The 20,376-nt window shown below is 71.0% G+C and carries 19 protein-coding genes; 13 read left to right on the top strand and 6 right to left on the bottom strand.

Translation table 11 applies throughout. The features are described 5' to 3' along the window. Positions 1-2 precede the first annotated feature (2 nt). Entirely contained in the window at positions 3-1,607 is a 1,605-nt protein-coding gene (gene mptB, locus ACYVIP_RS14660) for a polyprenol phosphomannose-dependent alpha 1,6 mannosyltransferase MptB (protein WP_460396304.1), read from the bottom strand. 125 nt (positions 1,608-1,732) lie between these two features. Here mptB and ACYVIP_RS14665 point away from each other — a divergent pair, with 125 nt between their 5' ends. From ACYVIP_RS14665 to ACYVIP_RS14700, 8 genes are all read left to right on the top strand, one after another. Then, entirely contained in the window at positions 1,733-2,443 is a 711-nt protein-coding gene (locus tag ACYVIP_RS14665; RefSeq protein WP_460396306.1) for a helix-turn-helix transcriptional regulator, read from the top strand. Next, positions 2,440-3,882, top strand: a complete 1,443-nt coding sequence (gene sufB, locus ACYVIP_RS14670) for a Fe-S cluster assembly protein SufB (RefSeq protein ID WP_460396308.1) — start codon at positions 2,440-2,442, stop codon at positions 3,880-3,882. The genes ACYVIP_RS14665 and sufB overlap by 4 nt, the downstream gene beginning before the upstream one ends. After that, complete coding sequence (gene sufD / locus ACYVIP_RS14675; RefSeq protein ID WP_460396310.1) at positions 3,883-5,040, top strand: Fe-S cluster assembly protein SufD; 1,158 nt, start codon at positions 3,883-3,885, stop codon at positions 5,038-5,040. Beyond that, positions 5,037-5,351 carry a non-heme iron oxygenase ferredoxin subunit gene (locus ACYVIP_RS14680; RefSeq protein ID WP_460396312.1) on the top strand — a complete coding sequence of 105 codons (315 nt, stop codon included), beginning with the start codon at positions 5,037-5,039 and terminating at the stop codon, positions 5,349-5,351. The genes sufD and ACYVIP_RS14680 overlap by 4 nt, the downstream gene beginning before the upstream one ends. 33 nt (positions 5,352-5,384) lie before the next feature. Further along, positions 5,385-6,158, top strand: coding sequence for a Fe-S cluster assembly ATPase SufC (gene sufC, locus ACYVIP_RS14685; RefSeq protein ID WP_460396314.1), 774 nt, complete (start codon positions 5,385-5,387; stop codon positions 6,156-6,158). Between the two features lie 28 nt (positions 6,159-6,186). After that, positions 6,187-7,443: a cysteine desulfurase gene (locus tag ACYVIP_RS14690; protein ID WP_460396316.1), complete on the top strand. Its 1,257-nt coding sequence runs from the start codon at positions 6,187-6,189 to the stop codon at positions 7,441-7,443. Next, positions 7,440-7,883 (top strand): Fe-S cluster assembly sulfur transfer protein SufU, encoded by a 444-nt coding sequence (gene sufU, locus ACYVIP_RS14695; protein ID WP_460396318.1) that lies wholly within the window; start codon positions 7,440-7,442, stop codon positions 7,881-7,883. The genes ACYVIP_RS14690 and sufU overlap by 4 nt, the downstream gene beginning before the upstream one ends. 70 nt (positions 7,884-7,953) lie before the next feature. Continuing rightward, on the top strand, positions 7,954-8,355 hold the full coding sequence (locus ACYVIP_RS14700; protein ID WP_460396320.1) for a metal-sulfur cluster assembly factor: 402 nt from the start codon (positions 7,954-7,956) through the stop codon (positions 8,353-8,355). On the opposite strand, the gene ACYVIP_RS14705 is transcribed toward ACYVIP_RS14700, so the two are convergent. From ACYVIP_RS14705 to ACYVIP_RS14715, 3 genes are read right to left on the bottom strand one after another with little or no spacing between them, the layout of a single operon-like run. Next, a complete protein-coding gene (locus tag ACYVIP_RS14705; RefSeq protein ID WP_460396322.1) occupies positions 8,352-9,419 on the bottom strand; it encodes a hypothetical protein in 1,068 nt (355 codons plus the stop codon). The two genes, ACYVIP_RS14700 and ACYVIP_RS14705, sit on opposite strands and share 4 nt — an antisense overlap. A 23-nt stretch (positions 9,420-9,442) precedes the next feature. Beyond that, entirely contained in the window at positions 9,443-9,820 is a 378-nt protein-coding gene (locus tag ACYVIP_RS14710; RefSeq protein ID WP_460396324.1) for a MerR family transcriptional regulator, read from the bottom strand. 22 nt (positions 9,821-9,842) lie between these two features. After that, positions 9,843-10,925, bottom strand: coding sequence for a lycopene cyclase family protein (locus ACYVIP_RS14715; RefSeq protein WP_460396326.1), 1,083 nt, complete (start codon positions 10,923-10,925; stop codon positions 9,843-9,845). A 23-nt stretch (positions 10,926-10,948) separates the two neighbouring features. On the opposite strand from ACYVIP_RS14715, the gene ACYVIP_RS14720 reads away from it, so the two are divergent. The 3 genes from ACYVIP_RS14720 (at position 10,949) to ACYVIP_RS14730 (ending at position 16,044) form a co-directional block, all read left to right on the top strand. Further along, complete coding sequence (locus ACYVIP_RS14720) at positions 10,949-12,502, top strand: deoxyguanosinetriphosphate triphosphohydrolase family protein (RefSeq protein ID WP_460396328.1); 1,554 nt, start codon at positions 10,949-10,951, stop codon at positions 12,500-12,502. Between the two features lie 197 nt (positions 12,503-12,699). Continuing rightward, entirely contained in the window at positions 12,700-15,492 is a 2,793-nt protein-coding gene (locus ACYVIP_RS14725; RefSeq protein ID WP_460396402.1) for a S8 family serine peptidase, read from the top strand. 117 nt (positions 15,493-15,609) lie between these two features. After that, positions 15,610-16,044, top strand: a complete 435-nt coding sequence (locus ACYVIP_RS14730) for a type II toxin-antitoxin system Rv0910 family toxin (RefSeq protein ID WP_460396330.1) — start codon at positions 15,610-15,612, stop codon at positions 16,042-16,044. Between the two features lie 36 nt (positions 16,045-16,080). Here ACYVIP_RS14730 and ACYVIP_RS14735 read toward each other — a convergent pair whose 3' ends face one another. Further along, positions 16,081-16,848: an SDR family oxidoreductase gene (locus tag ACYVIP_RS14735; RefSeq protein WP_460396332.1), complete on the bottom strand. Its 768-nt coding sequence runs from the start codon at positions 16,846-16,848 to the stop codon at positions 16,081-16,083. 178 nt (positions 16,849-17,026) lie between these two features. Here ACYVIP_RS14735 and ACYVIP_RS14740 point away from each other — a divergent pair, with 178 nt between their 5' ends. Together ACYVIP_RS14740 and ACYVIP_RS14745 are read left to right on the top strand one after the other, a co-directional pair. Then, positions 17,027-18,655 (top strand): ABC-F family ATP-binding cassette domain-containing protein, encoded by a 1,629-nt coding sequence (locus tag ACYVIP_RS14740; protein ID WP_460396334.1) that lies wholly within the window; start codon positions 17,027-17,029, stop codon positions 18,653-18,655. Between the two features lie 133 nt (positions 18,656-18,788). After that, positions 18,789-18,998: a helix-turn-helix domain-containing protein gene (locus tag ACYVIP_RS14745; protein ID WP_075123504.1), complete on the top strand. Its 210-nt coding sequence runs from the start codon at positions 18,789-18,791 to the stop codon at positions 18,996-18,998. A 5-nt stretch (positions 18,999-19,003) separates the two neighbouring features. Here ACYVIP_RS14745 and ACYVIP_RS14750 read toward each other — a convergent pair whose 3' ends face one another. Continuing rightward, positions 19,004-20,305: a glycosyltransferase 87 family protein gene (locus tag ACYVIP_RS14750; protein WP_460396336.1), complete on the bottom strand. Its 1,302-nt coding sequence runs from the start codon at positions 20,303-20,305 to the stop codon at positions 19,004-19,006. Between the last annotated feature and the right edge of the window lie 71 nt (positions 20,306-20,376).

A 20,376-nucleotide genomic window follows, 5' to 3' on the forward strand; every position in this document is an offset into this window, starting at 1 on the left:
GGCTATGACGTGCGGCTGGCGGGCTGGTCGGCGGCATCAGGACCCCGATCGGGTGCCGGCGTTCTCCGCAACCGGGGGGAGGCCGGGATGTGCCGGCGCACCAACACCAACGCCACCACGACGACGAGCACCGCGCCGACGTAGGCGTAGGGGAGTTGGTAGGTGCGGCCGTCGAAGGTGCTGCCCGTCGGCGGCAGCGCGACCGCGAACCCGGCGCTGATCACCGTCGCCATCGTGCGGAACCGGATGTTGCCGGCGGCGACCGCCAGCGGCAGCGCGGCCCACAGCAGGTACCAGGGCTGCACGGTCGCGCCGAACACCAGCACCGCGCCCAGCGCCGCGCCCAACCCGATCATCGGCCGCAGCCGCCAGCGGAAGCTGTCCAGCAGCAGCTTGGCCGCCAGCAACGGGCCGAGCAGCGTGCCGACCATCCGGCTGACGGTGATCGCGGCGTCGATGTGGTTGCCGAGGCCGAGCATGATGCCGAGGCCACCCGCGCCGAAGCCGAGCGCGGTCATCGGCGCCATCCACGACTTGATGGCGTTGGCCGTGTTCAGCGTCATGGTCCAGCCGAAGCCAAGGCCGCTGCCGAGCGAGGTGATCGCCAGCACCGCGAGAAAGATCACCATCAGCGCGCCGGCGGTGGCGAACAGGTGCTTCCACCGCCCGCCGAGCCGTCTGGCGATCATCACCCCGAGGAAGCCAAGCGCCAGCGCCGCCGGGATCTTCACCGCGGCGCCGAGCGTGATCACCGTGGCGCCGATGCCGTACCAGAGCAGCTCGCCAGGCTGCCAGGGCGGGAACGGCCCGCTGGGCCGGACACGCGGCATCCGGCGCAGCGCCAGCTCGATGCCAACGAGCATCAGCCCGATCGCCAGCGCCTCGTTGTGGATGCCGATCACCAGGTGGAACAGGACCAGCGGGTTGGCCGCGCCCAGCCACAGCGCGCTGACCGGGTTGATGCCGAAGCGCCTGGCCAGCCGGGGCAGCGCCCACACGATCATCGCGAAGCCCACCAGCGCGAGCACCCGGTGCAGCGCAACGCCGAGCACCACGTGGTCGCCGGTGGCCCAGTTGATCGCCCGGCCGACCACGATGAACAGCGGTCCGTACGGCGATGGCGTGTCCCGCCACATCGTCGGCACGCCGTCGGTCAGCGGGTCGTCCAGGCCGAGGCCCTGCGCGGGCCCGACGGTGTACGGGTCGAGGCCGCGGGCGGCGATCTCACTCTGCGCCAGGTAGCTGTAGACGTCCTTGGAGAACATCGGCACGGTGAACACCAGCGGCGCGGTCCACATCAGCAGCGTGCGCGCCATCTGCGGCAGCGAAACCATCCGGTCGCGGCCGGGCAGCGCGAGCCGGCCGAGCCCGAGCCAGGCGAGCACGACCATGAACACGCCGATGAACGCGATCGTCAGCGACACCGTGGTCATCCGGCTGAAGATGCCGAACACCGGGATCCGCCACACCGGGTTGAGCACCGGCGCCGCGCCGGCGCCGAGGGAGCCGACGGCCAACAGCAGCGCGCCGACCGTGCCGAACCGCCGGATCACGTCCAGCTGGCGCCGCTCACGGCCGTCAAGAGCCCCGGTGGAACGCCTGTCCACGCCTGTACCCACCGTGTCTCCCACCACCACGTTGGGGAGCGTAGCGATGAGGATCGGTGGTGACTCCGCTCACCTCACACTGGAGCGTCTTTGCCCTGCCCAAGGAAATAAGACACACTGGTGTTGTGAAATACGAGCAGCTGGCCGAGGGCCGCACCAGACATGGTGTGGCGCGGTTGCTGCTGGAGGAGGGCCCGATCACGGCGGCCGCGGTCGCCGAGACCCTCGGGCTGAGCCCGGCGGCCGTCCGCCGGCACCTCGACACGCTGGTCGCCACCGGTGAGGCCGAGTTCCGCGACGCGCCCCGGCGCGGGCAGCGGGGCCGAGGACGACCAGCCAAGCTGTGGTTACTCACCGAGACCGGACGGGCCGGGTTCGGCCACGCCTACGACGACCTCGCCATCGCGGCGATCAGGTTCGTCGCCGAGGGCGGGGGCGAGCAGGCTGTCCGGGAGTTCGCCAAGCGGCGGGTGGCCTCCATGGTCGACCGGCACCGGGCGTCGATCACCGATCGGGACGGGCCGGCCGAGCGGGCCAAGGCCCTCGCGACCGCGCTCACCAGGGAGGGATACGCTGCGTCGACGCGGCGGGTCGGGACAGGGGAGCAGCTGTGTCAGCACCACTGTCCGGTCGCCCACGTCGCCGCCGAGTTCCCCCAGTTGTGTGAGGTCGAGACGGCGATGTTCGCCGACCTGCTCGGCACCCACGTCCAGCGCCTGTCGACCATCGCGCGCGGCGACGCCGCGTGCACCACCCACGTGCCACTCAGCGGAACCGAACCCGCTGACCAGGCACCTCCGACCGCTCCCACCACGACCGAAGGGACGCCTTCATGACCACCGCCCCGGAGCGCGCGGGCTCACCGCCGCTGACGCAGGAGGAGACGCTTGCCTCGATGGGCAAGTACCAGTTCGGCTGGGCGGACTCCGACGTCGCCGGTTCGAGCGCCCAGCGCGGCCTGTCCGAGGCCGTCGTCAGGGACATCTCCAGCAAGAAGGACGAGCCGGAGTGGATGCTCGAGTCCCGCCTCAAGGGTCTGCAGCTGTTCGACCGCAAGCCGATGCCCAACTGGGGCGCCGACCTGTCCGGCATCGACTTCGACACGATCAAGTACTTCGTGCGGTCCACCGAGAAGCAGGCCCAGAGCTGGGAGGACCTGCCGGAGGACATCAAGAACACCTACGACAAGCTCGGCATCCCGGAGGCCGAGAAGGCCCGGCTGGTGAGCGGCGTCGCCGCCCAGTACGAGTCCGAGGTGGTCTATCACAAGATCAACGAGGAGCTCGAGAAGCAGGGCGTGATCTTCCTCGACACGGACACCGCGCTGCGTGAGCACCCGGAGCTGTTCGAGGAGTACTACGGCTCGGTCATCCCGCACGGGGACAACAAGTTCTCCGCGCTCAACGGCGCGGTCTGGTCGGGTGGCTCGTTCATCTACGTGCCGAAGGGCGTGCACGTCGAGATCCCGCTGCAGGCCTACTTCCGGATCAACACCGAGAACATGGGCCAGTTCGAGCGGACGCTGATCATCGTCGACGAGGGCGCCTACGTGCACTACGTCGAGGGCTGCACCGCGCCGATCTACTCGTCGGACTCGCTGCACTCCGCGGTCGTCGAGATCATCGTGAAGAAGGGCGGCCGCTGCCGCTACACGACCATCCAGAACTGGTCGAACAACGTCTACAACCTGGTCACCAAGCGCGCCAAGGCCGAAGAGGGCGCGACCATGGAGTGGATCGACGGCAACATCGGCTCCAAGGTCACCATGAAGTACCCGTCGGTGTTCCTGATGGGCGAGCACGCCAAGGGTGAGGTGCTCTCGATCGCGTTCGCCGGCGAGGGCCAGCACCAGGACGCGGGCGCCAAGATGGAGCACCTCGCGCCGCACACGTCCTCGACGATCGTGTCCAAGTCGGTGGCCCGCGGTGGCGGCCGGACCTCCTACCGAGGCCTGGTGAAGGTCGCCAAGCGCGCGCACCACTCGAAGTCGACGGTGAAGTGTGACGCGCTGCTGGTCGACCAGATCAGCCGCAGCGACACCTACCCGTACGTGGACATCCGCACCGACGACGTGTCGATGGGCCACGAGGCGACGGTGTCCAAGGTCAGCGAGGACCAGCTGTTCTACCTGATGGCCCGCGGCCTGACCGAGGACGAGGCGATGGCGATGGTCGTACGCGGCTTCGTCGAGCCGATCGCGCGCGAGCTGCCGATGGAGTACGCGCTTGAACTGAACCGGCTCATCGAGCTGCAGATGGAAGGGGCCGTCGGCTAAATGACGTCCGTCGCACAGACACCGCACTCACACGGCGCGGTGGTTCCCAAGGCGTCCAGGGCCGAGCACTTCGTCTCCTTCGATGTCGAGGCGTTCGAGGTCCCTGGCGGGCGCGAGGAGATCTGGCGCTTCACGCCGATGAAGCGCCTTCGCGGCCTGCATGACGGCACCGCGGGAACCCCGGCCGAGCTGACCGTCGAGGTCGACGGTCCGGACGTGACCGTCGAGACCGTCGGTCGTGACGACGCGCGCCTTGGCACCGCCGGCACCCCGGGCGACCGGGTCGCCGCGCAGGCCTACTCGTCGTTCACCACCGCCACCATCGTCACCGTGCCCAAGGAGGTGCGGGCCGGCGTCACCACGGTGTCGGTCACCGGCCCCGGCCAGGACAAGGTCGCCTACGGCCACCTCCAGGTGCGCGCCGAGCAGTTCGCCGAGGCCGTGGTCGTGCTCGACCACCGGGGCAGCGGCACTGTCGCGGACAACGTGGAGATCGTCGTCGGCGACGGCGCGAAGCTCACCGTGGTCAGCGTGCACGACTGGGCCGACGACGCGGTGCAGGTCTCGGCGCACCACGCCCGGCTCGGCCGGGACGCCACGCTCAGGCACCACCTGATCTCGCTCGGCGGCGACCTGGTGCGGGTCAGCCCGACCGTGGTCTACGCCGCGCCGGGTGGCGACGCGGAGCTCAACGGCCTGTACTTCGCCGACGCCGGCCAGCACATCGAGCTGCGTACCTTCGCCGACCACGCCCAGCCCAACTGCAAGTCCAACGTCACCTACAAGGGCGCGCTGCAGGGCGACGGCGCGCGCACGGTGTGGATCGGCGACGTGCTGATCCGGGCCGCCGCGGAGGGCACCGAGACCTTCGAGCTGAACCGCAACCTGGTGCTCACCGAGGGCGCGCGCGCCGACTCGGTGCCCAACCTGGAGATCGAGACCGGCGAGATCGCCGGCGCCGGCCACGCCAGCGCCACCGGCCGGTTCGACGACGAGCAGCTGTTCTACCTGCAGGCCCGCGGTATCCCGGAGGGGGTGGCGCGCCGGTTGGTGGTGCGCGGCTTCTTCCACGAGCTGCTGATGAAGATCGGTGTGCCGGAGATCCGGGAGCGGCTGGAGGCGGCCATCGAGGCGGAGCTCGAGGCGGTCGGCGCATGATCCGCGCGTGTGCGCTGTCCGATCTGGACGACGGGAAGCCGTTCGGCGTCGAGGTCGACGGTGAGCCGGTCGTCCTGGTCCGCCAAGGGCAGACGGTGCACGCGCTGCGCGACGAGTGCTCGCACGCGACGCTCGCGCTGTCGGAGGGCGAGGTGACCCGCAAGGGCATCGAGTGCTGGCTGCACGGGTCGTGCTTCGACCTGCGCACCGGCGCGCCGTCCTCGCTGCCGGCCACCGAGCCGGTCGACGTGTTCCCGGTCGAGATCCGCGACGGTGAGGTCCATGTGGACATCACCACCACCACGAACTGAGCTTGACGAACTGAGCTAGGAGAAACGCACGACATGGCCACGCTGGAGATCAAGGGTCTGCACGTCTCGGTCGCCACCGACGAGACGTCCAAGGAGATCCTGTCGGGGGTCGACCTGACCATCAGGGCGGGCGAGACGCACGCCATCATGGGCCCGAACGGGTCCGGCAAGTCCACGCTGTCCTACGCGGTCGCCGGTCACCCGAAGTACACGGTGACCTCCGGTGAGGTGCTGCTCGACGGCGAGGACGTGCTCGCGATGACCGTCGACGAGCGGGCGCGCGCCGGGCTGTTCCTCGCGATGCAGTACCCGGTGGAGGTGCCGGGGGTGTCGATGTCGAACTTCCTGCGCACCGCGGCCACCGCGGTCCGCGGCGAGGCGCCCAAGCTGCGGCACTGGGTCAAGGAGGTCAAGGAGGCCATGGCCGACCTGGACATCGACCCGGCCTTCGCCGAGCGCTCGGTGAACGAGGGCTTCTCCGGCGGGGAGAAGAAGCGCCACGAGATCCTGCAGCTGGCGCTGCTCTCGCCGAAGATCGCGATCCTGGACGAGACCGACTCCGGGCTGGACGTCGACGCGCTGCGCGTGGTGAGCGACGGCATCAACCGGGTCCGGGCCGGTGGCGAGGTCGGCATCATGCTGATCACCCACTACACCAGGATCCTGCGGCACATCACCCCGGACTTCGTGCACGTGTTCGCCGGCGGCAGGATCGTCGAGTCGGGTGGTTCCGAGCTCGCCGACCAGCTCGAGGAGCACGGTTATGTCCGGTTCACCGGAAAGCAGGAGCCGGCCGCGATCGGCTGATCCGCGCTCTGGAAACGAGGTTCCCGAGGTGACCACCACAGCCGCACCCTTGGACGTCGAGACGATCCGCAAGGACTTCCCGATCCTGTCCCGGCTGGTGCACGGCGACAAACCGTTGGTGTACCTGGACAACGCGGCGACATCGCAGAAGCCGCGCCAGGTGATCGACGCGCTCGTCTCCTACTACGAGCAGCACAACGCCAACGTCCATCGCGGCATCCACACGCTGGCCGAGGAGGCCACCGCGCTGTACGAGGGCGCGCGGGACAAGATGGCGGCGTTCGTCAACGCGCCGAGCCGGGACGAGGTGATCTTCACCAAGAACACCTCGGAGGCGATCAACCTGGTCGCCAGGGTGCTCGGCGACGCCGGTCCCGACCACCGGGTCGGTGCCGGCGACGAGATCGTCATCACCGAGATGGAGCACCACTCCAACATCGTTCCCTGGCACCAGCTCGCGGAGCGCACTGGTGCGACGGTCAAGTGGCTGCCGATCACCGACGAGGGCCGGCTCGATCTGTCCACTCTGGACTCAGTGGTCACCGAGCGGACGAAGATCGTCTCGCTGACGCACGTGTCCAACCTGCTCGGCACGATCAACCCGGTCGACGTGGTGATCCGGCGGGCACGCGAGGTGGGCGCGCTGGTGCTCGTCGACGCGTCGCAGTCGGCGCCGCACCTGCCGCTGGACGTGGCCGCGCTCGGCGCGGACTTCGTCGCGATCACCGGGCACAAGATGCTCGGCCCGACCGGGATCGGCGTGCTGTGGGGCCGGGCGGCGCTGCTGGCCGAGCTGCCGCCGTTCCTCGGTGGCGGCGAGATGATCGAGCTGGTCACGATGGAGCGCTCGACGTTCGCCGCGGCGCCGCACAAGTTCGAGGCCGGCACACCGCCGATCGCCGAGGCCGTCGGGCTCGGCGCGGCCATCGACTACCTGACCTCGGTCGGCATGTCGGCCATCGCCGCGCACGAGCACGAGCTGACCGCCTACGTCATCGACCGGTTCGCCGAGGTCGACGGCCTGACGGTGATCGGCCCGAACACCGCGCTGGACCGGGTGGCCGAGGTGTCGTTCTCGCTGGCCGGTATCCATCCGCACGATGTCGGCCAGATCCTCGACGAGCAGGGCATCGCGGTGCGTGTCGGGCACCACTGCGCGCGGCCGGCGGTGGTGCGCTTCGGAATTCCGGCGACCACGCGGGCGTCGTTCTACCTGTACAACACGCGCGCCGAGGTGGACGCGCTGGTGACGGGACTGGCGCAGGTGAAGAAGGTCTTCGGATGAACATGGAGTCCATGTACCAGGAGATCATCCTGGACCACTACAAGAACCCCCATGGCCGGGGACTGCGTGAGCCGTTCGACGCGGAGTCCTTCCAGGTCAACCCGACCTGTGGGGACGAGGTGACGTTGCGGGTCGCGGTCGTCGGGTCGAAGATCGGTGACGTGTCCTACGAGGGCCAGGGCTGCTCGATCAGCCAGGCGTCCACGTCGGTGCTGACCGATCTGGTCACCGGCCGTACGGTCGAGGACGCGATGTCCACGATGGACGCCTTCCTGGAGATGGTGCAGGGTCGCGGCCAGGTCGAGCCGGACGAGGACGTGCTGGAGGACGGCGTGGCCTTCGCCGGCGTCGCCAAGTACCCGGCGCGGGTGAAGTGCGCGCTGCTTGGCTGGATGGCGTTCAAGGACGCGGTGTCCCGAGTTGAAGGAGTCTCGACATGAGCGAGCTTGCGAGCGAATCAATGTCACAGGGCGACCGCGAGCGGCTCGCCGGAGCCTGCGAGGGGGAGTCATGAGCACCGAGAGCACTACCGAAAGCGCGGAGCGGGGCGTGGAGTCGCTGCCGGAGCCGCCCGCGCCACGGGCGGACGTGGCGGCGGTCGACGACCTGGAGGAGGCCATGCGGGACGTGGTCGACCCCGAGTTGGGCATCAACGTGGTCGACCTCGGTCTGGTCTACGACATCCGGGTCGAGGAGGACAACACGGCCACCATCGACATGACGCTGACGTCGGCGGCCTGCCCGCTGACCGACGTGATCGAGGACCAGACCAGGTCCGCGCTGACCGCGGGCCCGGGTGGTGGCCTGGTGGACGACTTCCGGATCAACTGGGTCTGGATGCCGCCGTGGGGTCCGGAGAAGATCACCGACGACGGCCGCGAGCAGCTGCGGGCGCTCGGCTTCACCCTCTAGCTCCAGGAGTCGCAGGCCGACAGCTGGCGAGAGTTGAACCCCTTGTCCAGCCAGGCCGCCGCGTCCGGCGGAGCGTCCAGTTCGGACAGCCGGGCGCGGATCTCGTCGGTGATGTTGGCATCCACCGCGCCGCGACCGGTCATCGCGCCGGCCGCGATGCCGGCGAGACAGGTCGCCTGGCGGGCGATCCGCAGGTCGCGGTCCGCCACGTCGGTGATCTCCGCGTACAGCGGCCCGAGTCCGCCGGTCTCCAGCACCGCGCGCGCGTACTCCCGCAGGAACACGCCGAAGTACCGTCCCGGGTAGCGGTCGTTGCCCTCGACGTCGCGCAGGTACGCGGGTGTCATGTAGACGGTCCCCGCACACTGGGTCGCCGGCGCGGCCGGTTCCACCGCGCCGCAAGGGGTTTCCGTTGGTCCACTGTGGACTGTCTGGACCTCGACGGTCGGCGCCGGCAGTTCGGCGGCCGTCAGCAGCGCGCCGAACGCGGCGTCCGCGCACACCTTCGCCGCCTGGTAGAAGCCGACCTGTTCGGTGTCGGCCCGGTCGAACGTTGGCAGCGCGCAGGTCTGGTCGGGCATCGTGGCCGCCGACGAGGAGAGCGGATGCGCGGCCAGCTCGGCGTACGGTCCGGCGGGCGGGGCCGCGGTCGTGGTGGTCGGCGCGCCGGGTGGCGTCGAGTCGGTCGGCGGCGGCAGCCGCGGGATGTTCGGCGCGGCCGGGGTGCCGCTGACCCGGGTCAGCGGCGGGTTCACGGCGCGGACCGCCAGGCCGGCGATCAGGCCCACCGTCAGCATCACCGCCACGGTCACCCAGACGTAGTAGGCGGGGCGGCGCGGCTGCGGCGGGGGCGCCGGCGGCACGGGCATCGCGGGCGGCGGCGCCTGGAGCATGTCGTCCAGCCGCCAGCCGGCCACCGTCGGGCCGGTGGCCGCCGTCTCGGCGGCGAGCGAGACCGTCTGGTCGCCGGTTTCCAGGCCGGTTTCCACGGTCTGTTCCCCGGTCCGTTCGCCATCAGGTTCGCCGTCGGGTCTGCCGTCCGCCGGCGAGTCCGGTGCCGTCATGCCGCCCACCTTCCCGCGAGGAACTAGCCGGGAACCGTCTCGACCATGGCCCGCCGGTAGTTCTCGATCTTGACGCGGATGTGGTCCTGCTCCGCGCGCAACAGCTCGATCTTCCGGTTGATGTCCTCGTCGTGCTCCTCGAGCACCTGGAGCCGCTCGGCGATGGTCTCGTCGCCGCCGCGGGCGAGCTCGGCGAAGCGGACCATGCGGGCGATCGGCATGCCGGTCTCCCGCAGGCACCGCAGGATGCGCAGCCAGTTGAGGTCGTCCTCGGTGAACACCCGCCGGCCGCCGGAGTCACGCTCGATGTCGTCGAGCAGGCCGACGCGTTCGTAGTAGCGGAGCGTGTCGATGGTGAAGCCGGTCTGTTCGGCCACCTGGCCAGGGGAGTAGCGCCGCATTGCCGGGATTCTAGTCGGGTGGTCAGCGGTGCAGGACCATCGCGCGGCGCACCGCCGGGCTCGCCCGGCCGAACATGGTGGCCATGGCCGCGACCGTGCCGGCGAGCTGCTCGCGTTCGCTGAGGAAGGCCCGCTGCTGGTGTGCCGGCAGCGCGAAGAACAGCGCGAAGAACTCGGCCGTGCGGTCGGGCGGGAGCGCGAGCAGCGTGCCCAGCCCGGCCCGGCGCAACCGGTACACCGCCCGCGCGGCAGGCGACCACAGCACCCGCGGCACCGCCCGCCTGGCCCCCGCCGCCCCCGCCAGCTGGAGGCCAGAGGCGACGGCCGAGGCGACGGCGGGCGCGAGCCGCAGCGAGTCCGCCACGCTGTAGCCGGTCGCCGGGTGCACCAACCCGGCCGCGGCGCCGAAGGGGATCACGTGCGGGCGCGGAGCCGGGCGTGCGAGTGGGAGTCGCACCCGGTCCACGGGTGCGTCGCCGGGGTCGATGCCGTGGCGGGCGAGCCGGGCGCGCAGCCGGGCGCGCAGCTCGGCCATCCCGAGCCCTGGCCGGGCCGCGAGCGAGGTCTCCTCCAGCAGGACCCGGCCGTCGGGCAGCGGGATCGCGTAGAGAAAGGTCGCCGGGCCGGGCGCGGGCTGGCGCCAGTCCATGAAGACCGCCGCACCCGGCCCGAGCAGGGGCGCGGCCACCTCGGCGGCCACGACCACCCCGTAGGCGGTCTGCTCGGCGCGCCGCCGCCCATCGCCCGGCCGATGGGCGCCGGTCGCGTCGATCACCACCGCCGCGTCGCCGATCCGGTCGGCCAGCCGGCCGGTGTGCACCGCGACCTCCGGGTGGACCAGCCCGGCGCGCACGCTCTCGTTGTCCAGCACCGCGTACTCCCGGGGCAGCCAGCGCTCACCGCCGGCGTGCACCCTTGCCCGGGCCGTGGCGTACCGCGCTCCCGCCGGCAGCACCGACACCTCGTCGGCCCACATGCCGTAGATCGCCGGCCAGGGGGCGCTCGGCCGGGGCGCGACCAGCTCGGTGCGCAACCCCAGCCGGGCGCACGCCGAGGCCACCGCCAACCCGGCGGGACCCGCGCCCCCGACCAGTACGTCGATCATGCCCGCAGCCTAGAGTTGGCTCCGTGGGTGATCTCGCCGAACAGCGCGCGGCCAGGCGGTACGGGACCAGTGCCGGCGACCTGGCCGCCAGCCCGTTCCGGGCCGACCGCGACCGGATCGTCGCCTCGCCGTTCTTCGCCCGCCTAGGTGGCGTCACCCAGGTCGTCAGCGTCAGCGGGTCCGGCCTGCTGCACAACCGGCTCACCCACAGCCTCAAGGTCGCCCAGGTGGGCCGCGCCATCGCCGAGCGGCTGAGCGCCGATCCCCGGCTGGCGCCCGAGCTGGCCACGCTCGGCGGCTGCGACCCGGACGTGGTCGAGGCCGCCGGCCTCGCCCACGACCTCGGGCACCCGCCGTTCGGCCACCTCGGCGAGCAGGTGCTCGACCGGCTCGCCCGTCACCGGTTCGGGCTGCCGGACGGGTTCGAGGGCAACGCGCAGAGCGTCCGGATCGTCACCACCACCGACACCGGCGGCCCGAGCGCCACCGGCCTCGACCTCACCGCCGCGGTGCGCGCGGCGATGCTCAAGTACCCGTGGACCCGGCTGACCCATCCCGACCCACATCCGCGCCACCTGCAGGACCCGCCGCGCGGCGCCTCCGAGCCGGCGGCCGAGCAGGGCACCGGGTCGAGCAAGTTCTCCGTCTACGTCACCGAACTGGACGACTTCGCGCACGCCAGGGGCCCCTTCGCCGCCCGGATCGCGCCCTGGCAGCAGACCGTCGAGGCCTCGGTGATGGACATCGCCGACGACATCGCCTACGCCATCCACGACCTGGAGGACTTCCACCGCATCGGCGTCCTGCAGCACGCCCCGGTGGCCGCCGAGCTGGACCGCTGGATGGGCGCGGCGCTGGAGCTGGCCGAGCTCGGCGACGCGGTGCTGACCGCGCGTTCGCGCCGGCCGGGGTACTCGTTGGAGATCCTGCGCAGGCGGCTGCACCTGCGCGACTCGTGGATCGTCAACGACGACGCGTTCGTGGCGGCCGTGCGGCGGGTGCGCGCGGAGTTGGTGGACAACATGCTCACCACCCAGTTCGACGGCTCGGTCGAGGCCGAGCAGGCGATCGGCCGGTTCTCCGCCGGCTGGACCGCCCGGCTGATCGACGGCATGAGCGTGGTGCTCGACCCGCCCAACCGCGCCGGCCATGTGCTGCTGGGGTCCGCGCAGTGGCACGAGGTGCAGGTGCTCAAGTTCGTGCACCGGCGGTTCGTCCTGCTTCGCCCGGATCTCGCGCTGCACCAACGTGGTCAGGCCCGGCTGCTCACGTCGCTGGTGCGCGCGCTGGAACAGTGGCTGACCGACCGGTTCGAGTCCGACCGGCTGCCGCGCCGGTTGCAGGATCTGGTCGGTCTGGCCGAACTGGAGTACAGCGGGCTCGCCGCGACTGATATGTCCACTTTGGTCGGTGCGGTGGGCGAGTTGCCGCACGGCGAGGCCGGAATCCGGGAACTGGCCAGGGGACGCGCGGTGATCGATTTCGTCGCGTCGCTCACCGACAGTCAGGCCGCGTCGTTGCTGGACGCGCTGTCCGGGCGGAGCGCACAGCCGTGGTCAGACGCCTTCGTGCTGTAGTTCGTTAACAGCAGGCAATTGGTAACACACCGAGCGTTCGGTTCGGCCGAATGGCCGCTGTTGTGGGGATCGGTCGAACAATACGTTTAGCGCGGCCGGGGGCAACCGGTGTCGGTCCGTCGTGTGCGGGGACACGGCCCAGGATTCGCGGAGGATCCGTGCGCAAACCCACACACGCACCACGAAGACCACGAGCACTGTTGACCACGGCGGCGTGTCTGCTCGCCGTGGTGGGCCTGGCGAGCCCGGCGGCCGCCGCGCCACCACCGGAGGACACGGTGGCCGAGCGGGCGACGGCGAACGCGGCCAGGCAGATCGGCGCGTTGCAGGCGTTGAAGAAGAACGCGACCAAGGCCGAGACCAAACTGGACAGCAAGCTGTTGGTGGCGTTGAAGGCGCGCACCAACCGCGCCGCCACGGCCGCGTTACCCCGCCTGGAGAGCGGCCTGGAGGTGGCCGGCGACCGGACCTTGGTGGACATTCGCGCCACGGTCAGCCAGGACCTGCTCAAGGGCCTGACCACCGCGGGCGCCAGCCTCAAGTCGGTGTCCACTCGGTACGCCACGGTGCGCGCCGAGGTGCCGTTGTCCGCACTGGGCAAGGTCGCCGCGCGCGCCGACGTCCGCCAGATCGAGTCCGCCGGCGGGTTCCTGACCGCGCGCCAGCTCGACCAGAACGCCGCACCGGGCAAGCCGGAGTCCAAGGACGAGAAGGCCGCCAGGATCGCGGCCAACACCCGCGCCGCGCTCGCCGACCGGACCGGCCCGGTGAACAGCACCGGCGACCGGGCGCACAACGCGGACACCGCGCGCGAGCAGATCGGCGTCACCGGCGTCGGCGTGAAGATCTGCGCGCTGTCCGACGGCATCGACTCGCTGGCCACCTCGCAGGCCGCCGGCGAGCTGCCGGACGTCGACGTGCTGGCCACCCAGGCGGGCTCCGGTGACGAGGGCACCGCGATGCTGGAGATCCTGCACGACGTCGCGCCCAACGCCGAGCTCGGCTTCGCCACCGCGTTCAACGGGGACGCCAGCTTCGCGGACAACATCCGCGCGCTGCGGTTCGAGCTGGACTGCGACGTGATCGTCGACGACATCATCTACTTCAAGGAAGCCCCGTTCCAGGACTGGATCATCGCCCAGGCGGTGAACGACGTGATCGCCGACGGCGCGCTGTACTTCTCCTCGGCGGGCAACGAGGGCAACACCGTCGACGGGACCGCCGCGCACTGGGAGGGTGACTTCGTCAACTCCGGCCAGGTGATCGGCAAGTTCGCCGGCTACGCGCACGACTTCGACCCGTCGGCCAACACCCAGGTGCTGCAGCCGATCTCCGACGAGTCGTCGGCCAGCGTGCCGGTGCTGCTCAACTGGTCGGACCCGCTCGGCGCCTCCAGCAACGACTACGACCTCTACCTGCTGGACGCCGCGGGCAACGTGCTGGCCGGCAGCCAGGACTACCAGACCGGCACCCAGGACGCGCACGAGCGGGTGGACACCCCGCTGTTCGGCGGCAGCGGCCTGCGGCTGGCGATCGTGAAGTTCAACGGCGCCGACCGGTACCTGTCGCTCTCGGCGCTGCGTGGCCGGTTCGCCGACTCGGCGGACGGCCTCAAGGCGTTCAACACCCCGGGCGTGACGTTCGGCCACTCGGCGGCCAGGGGCGCGTTCAGCGTCGCGGCCGCACCGGCCGACGTGGCGTTCCCGCGTGATCTCGAGCAGGGTGACCCGCCCAACCCGCGCGGTCCGTTCCCCAACGCCTACGACGAGAACACCGCGCTCGAGCGGTTCACCTCCGACGGCCCCCGGCGGGTCTTCTACGAGGCGGACGGCACCCCGATCACGCCGGGCGACCTGAGCTCCACCGGCGGCGAGGTGCGCCAGAAGCCGGACATCACCGCCGCGGACGGCGTGGCGACCAGCGTCGACGGGTTCGAGCTGTTCTTCGGCACCTCGGCGGCGGCCCCGCACGCGGCGGCGATCGCCGCGCTGGTGCTGTCGGGCAACCCCGGGATCGACCCGGCGGAGGTCCGCGAGGCGCTGACCAGCACCGCGATCGACATCCAGGCGCCAGGGGTGGACGGGCGCAGCGGCCACGGCGTGATCCTGGCCGACCGCGTGCTCGCCTACACCGGGGCCAGCCCGCAGCCCTACGCGCGGGCGCAGGGCGTGACGGTGACGCCGAGCGACGGCGGCGAGTACCTGCACCCCGGCGACACCGCGACGGTGGAGCTGCCGGTGACCAACACCGGCGACGCCACCGCGTTGTCCACCAGCGTGGTGCTGACCTCGCCGACGCCCGGGGTGACCATCACGCCGAGGTCGCGCTCCTACGGCGCGATCGAGAAGGGCGCGCGGGTGACGAACTCGTTCGCGCTGACCGTGCCGGCCACCCATGTGCCCGGCGAGCCGCTGACGTTGTCGGCCAGGGTGACCTTCGCCGGCGCGTTCTCCCCGGTGACCTCGACGTTCTCGTTCGACGTCGGCGAGCCGTCGGACGTGACGGTCGACTTCGCCTACGCCGGCGCGCCGGTGGCGATCCCGGACGCGAGCACGGTCGGGGCGAGCGTGCCGATCCCGGTCAGCGGGGTCGGCCGGGCGTCGCGGCTGACGTTCTCGATCGACGGCACGACCTGCTCGACGGTGACCGGTGCGACCACCGTTGGGCTGGACCACTCCTACGTCTCGGACCTGGTCGGCCAGCTGACCGCGCCGTCCGGGGCGAGCGCGCAGGTGTTCGCCGGTGCCGGTGGCAGCGGGAACAACATCTGCCAGGTGGTGTTCGACGACACGGCGCAGACGCGGTTCTCGTCGCTGGGCTCCGCGTCCGCGCCCTACACCGGAACCTGGCGGGCCGACGACCCGCTCGCGGGTCTGCGCGCGGCACCGGTCGACGGGACGTGGACCTTCCGCGCCGTCGACCTGTACAGCCAGGACACCGGGTCGATCAGGTCGGTGGCCTTGCACCTCAACGGGTACGTCACGCCGTGACGTACTGAGCCCGGTTCACCAGGGCCGCCGCCGGTTCACCATGCCGGCGGCGGCCCTGTTTCGCATGCTGTCTACATTGGACGTCGTGGTATTCGGTGTCGCGGCGTGGGAGGTCTGATGGCCCACGTGCACGCGTCGGTACTGGTGCCCGCGTCGCCGACCCGCACCTGGGCGACCGCGGCCGACCTGTCCCGGTTCGACGAGTGGCTGACCCTGCACGACGGCTGGCGCGGTGAGGTGCCGGCGGAGTTGGGCGAGGGCACCACGCTGACCTCGGTGGTCGCCGTGATGGGCCTGCGCAACCGGGTGACCTGGCGGATCGAGCGGTACACCCCGCCGACCCGGCTGCGGATCTCCGGGCTTGGCGTCGGCGGCGTGCGGGTCACGCTGAACCTCGCGGTGCGCCCGGACGGCACCGACCGCGCCACGGTCACCGTCGACGCCGAGGTGACCGGCCGCCCGGTGCTCGGCCCGATCGGCCTGGCCATTGGCCGCGCCCTACGCTCCGACCTGCGCAGGTCGGTGGCCGCCCTGGCCGAACTCCTCAGCTGAACCAGCCCACGACGGCGTCGGTGTGGGCCCGCCGGCTCAGGCGAGGCCGCCGGTGGCGAGCATGCCGCCGTCCACCCGGACCGTCTCGCCGGTGATCCAGGACGCCTTGTCCGAGGCGAGGAACGCGACCAGCTCGGCCACGTCGCCCGGGGCGCCGAGGCGCTTCATCGGGTAGGCGGCCGCGGCCTGCTCCTCGTGGTCGGAGTAGAGCGCCTCGGCGAACTTCGTCTTCACCACCGCGGGCGCGACCGCGTTGACCCGCACCCCGGGGCCAAGCTGCCAGGCCAGCTCCTCGGTCAGCCGGATCAGCGCCGCCTTGCTCGCGCCGTACGCGGCGATCAGCCCGGAGGAGCGCAGCCCGGCCACCGACGCGATGTTCACGATCGCGCCGCCGTGCTCGGCCATCCACGCCTTCAACGCCAGCTGCACGTAGCCGAGCGCGGCCACGACGTTCACGTCGAAGATCTTGCGCACCGCGTTGAGGTCGGCGTCGGCCAGCGGGCCGAAGGTCGGGTTGATCCCGGTGTTGTTGATCAGCACGTCCAGCGAGCCGAACTCCTCGACCGTGCGCCGCACGACCCGCTCGCGGTCCTCGTCGTTGCCGGTGTTCGCCGCGATCCCGAGCACGCGCGCGTCCGGCACGGCCGCCCGCAGCTCCTGGGCCGCCGCCTCGATCTGGTCGGCCTTGCGGGAGGAGATCGTGACGGCCGCGCCGCCGCGGGCCAGTTCCGTCGCGATCGCGTGCCCAATGCCCCGGCTCGCGCCCGTGACCAGCGCGACCTTGCCAGTGAAGTCTGCAGTCATGGGCCAGACTCTAGCTAAGCGGTTGCTTAGTGCACGAGTGGTCCCAAACCGGTTGCCGGCCACCCGTACACTCGAGTGCGTGGTGGTTCGGACTGCCTAGGTGGCAGGTGGGCCTGTCGGTCACGGCCGACAGGCAGACCAGCCCTGCCCACGACCACTATCCCGGAGTCTCCGAAACATGATCACCGCCACGGACCTGGAACTGCGCGCCGGCACCCGCATCCTGCTCTCCGACACGACCCTGCGCGTCCAGCCGGGCGACCGCATCGGCCTCGTCGGCCGCAACGGCGCCGGCAAGACGACCACCCTGCGCGTGCTGGCCGGCGAGGGCGAGCCCTACGCCGGCGAGCTGCGGCGCGCGGGCGAGCTCGGCTACCTTCCCCAGGACCCGCGTGAGGGCAACCTGGACGTCTCGGCCAAGGACCGCGTGCTCTCCGCCCGCGGGCTCGACCAGCTGCTGCGCGAGATGGAGAAGGCGCAGTCGGCGATGTCCGAGCACGCCAGCGAGGCCGACCGCGATCGCGAGATCCGGCGCTACGGCAGGCTGGAGGAGCGGTTCGCCGCCCTTGGCGGCTACGCGGCCGAGAGCGACGCCGCGCGCATCTGCGCGAACCTCGGGCTCGCCGACCGGGTGCTCGCCCAGCCGCTGTCCACCCTGTCCGGCGGCCAGCGCCGTCGCGTCGAGCTGTCCAGGATCCTGTTCGCCGCGGCCGAGGCTGGCGGCGGCAACGGGTCGGGCACCACGCTGCTGCTCGACGAGCCGACCAACCACCTCGACGCCGACTCGATCAACTGGCTGCGTGGCTTCCTCAAGGGCTACAACGGCGGCCTCGTGGTCATCAGCCACGACGTCGAACTGCTCGCCGACGTGGTGAACAAGGTCTGGTTCCTGGACGCCGTGCGCGGCGTGGTCGACCTGTACAACATGGGCTGGCGCCGCTACCTCGACGCGCGCGCGGCCGACGAGAAGCGCCGTCGCCGCGAGCGGGCCAACGCGGAGAAGAAGGCCTCCGCGCTGATGCAGCAGGCGGACAAGATGCGCGCCAAGGCGACCAAGGCGGTCGCCGCGCAGAACATGGCCAAGCGCGCCGAGCGGCTGATCTCGGGCCTGGAGGAGATCCGGCAGAGCGACAAGGTCGCGCGGATCCGCTTCCCGGAGCCCGCGCCGTGCGGCAAGACCCCGCTCACCGCGGCCGGACTGTCGAAGACCTACGGGTCCCTCGAGGTGTTCACCGGCGTCGACCTGGCGATCGACCGGGGGAGCCGGGTGGTCGTGCTGGGGCTCAACGGCGCGGGCAAGACCACCCTGCTGCGGCTGCTCGGCGGCATGGAGGAGGGCGACGCGGGCGAGGTCCTGCCCGGCCACGGGCTGCGGATCGGCTACTACGCCCAGGAGCACGAGACCCTCGACCACGAGGCGACCGTCTGGCAGAACGTGCGACACGCCGCGCCGGACACGCCGGAACAGCAGTTGCGCTCGTTGCTCGGCACATTCCTGTTCAGTGGCGAGCAGCTCGAGCAGCCGGCCGGCACGTTGTCCGGCGGCGAGAAAACCAGGCTGGCGCTGGCCGGTTTGGTGTCCAGCGCGGCCAATGTGCTGTTGCTCGACGAGCCGACGAACAACCTCGATCCGGCGAGCCGGGAACGGGTGCTCGAGGCGCTGCACAACTACGCGGGAGCCGTCGTACTCGTCACTCACGACCCCGGAGCGGTCGAAGCGCTTGCACCCGAACGGGTGATCTTGCTGCCTGACGGTACCGAAGATCACTGGTCGCCGGACTACTTGGAACTCGTTCAGCTGGCCTAACGCGCCACGGACAGGTTCGCGACTTCATAGCTATTTTCGATCTCACCTGGCATTCCAGGCCTTGGTGTTCGATCATTGCCAAGGCAGGTGTTGTTCAGATACCTCCGTCACCACGCTACGGAAGGCGGACGACGTGGCTGATCTGAAGAAGGGCGCGCGGATCACCGGCACGACGCGCGACAAGCTGGCCGCTGACCTCAAGAAGAAATACGAGAAGGGCGCCAGCATTCGCGCGCTGGCCGAGTCGACGGGCCGATCCTACGGATTCGTCCACCGGGTGCTGTCGGAATCCGGTGTGACGCTGCGGGGCCGGGGCGGCGCGACGCGCACGAAGAAGAAGTAAACCCCTCAGGGTTGGGCTCCGCGGGCGTCGGGGTTCGCGACCAGATCGTTGGTCGGGCCCGCGGCCGTCCAGGCTGGTCCAGCTGCTCTTCCGAGGGAAGCGAACCCGATCGTCGCGCCGATCATCGCGAGTGGGTACACCAGATAGCCCCACCGCGTGGCCGGCGCGAGGATGATCGCCACGCCGATTCCGGTGGCGATCCGCAGCATCGCGTCTGCGGGATCCCTGGGGGGACGCAGTATCAGCCAGGCGGCGATCCCGCATGCCGCCGCGGCGAGCACGATGAGCGCCGCGGTGTGCCCGACTGTGCCAAGGGACGCGATCAGGTGTCCCGGCAGCGGGCTGGCCGCGGGTGAGCTGGCCATCCCGAGCCCTGCGGGGTACAGCAGCACGTGCTCCACGAACGACGCGGGATCCACCAGGAGCACGGGCAGGGTGATGACCGCGCACGCCGCGACGAGCGTGCCGAGGAACATGGTGAGCGCGCGTCCGCCTCGGCGGGCGGCGATCGCCACCGCGAGCACGGCCAGTGCCGGCAGCGCGGTCAGCTTCATCGTGAGTACCACCGCGCCCGCGATACCGGCGATGGCCGGTGGCGCGCGATACGCGAGCACGGTGGCGAGCACGATCAACGCGATCACCGGGATGTCGTCGCCCGCGACGACGATCGTGAGCAGGGTGAGTGGGCTGACCGCTGCCAACTGCACGGCCAGCACCGGGATCGGCGGCCAGCCGAGCAGGTAGCACGCCAGCGCGATGATCAGCACCGCGCCGACGGCGAACCAGACCCTGGCGTCGGTGAACGCGCCGTCGCCGAACAGCGCGCGGGGGAGCCCGAACACCGTCATCGACGGGCCGTAGGGCGTGTAGTCGTCCGGATGGGCCGCGCGCCCGAGCAGGGTCAGGTCCGGGTAGGGCGTGCCGTGGTCGAGCAGCAGCCTGGCCGAGCGCTCCACGACCCACACCTCGGGCTGGGAGGGGAACGACCACGGCCAGTCGCCCCACACGAAGCTCGGTGAGCGGCGGAAGATCAGCACCAGCAGCGGCACCACCCCGGCCAGCAGGCCCGCGAGCGCCACCGGCGTCCACCGGGAACAAAGCAGCCTCGAGCCCGCTGCCAGCCGGCCGCGCGAGACTAGGGCCAGGCAGGTGAGCACGGCGGCCACCAGGTAGCCAACCGACGCGAAGTTGCCCCAGACTCGATACCCGTAGAACTCGGAGAACAGCGCGGTACCCGCCGCGAAGAGCAGACTCACCAGGTAGATGAGCAGGTCGACGCGACGTGCTCGCTGCCCCGTCCGCTCCACGCGGGCAGGTTACCGATGGGCGCCTGGCTGTTCGCTCTCCGGGTAACGGGAAGCCCGGTGGGCCGGGTGAC

It is taken from the genome of Actinophytocola sediminis (genome assembly GCF_054779715.1).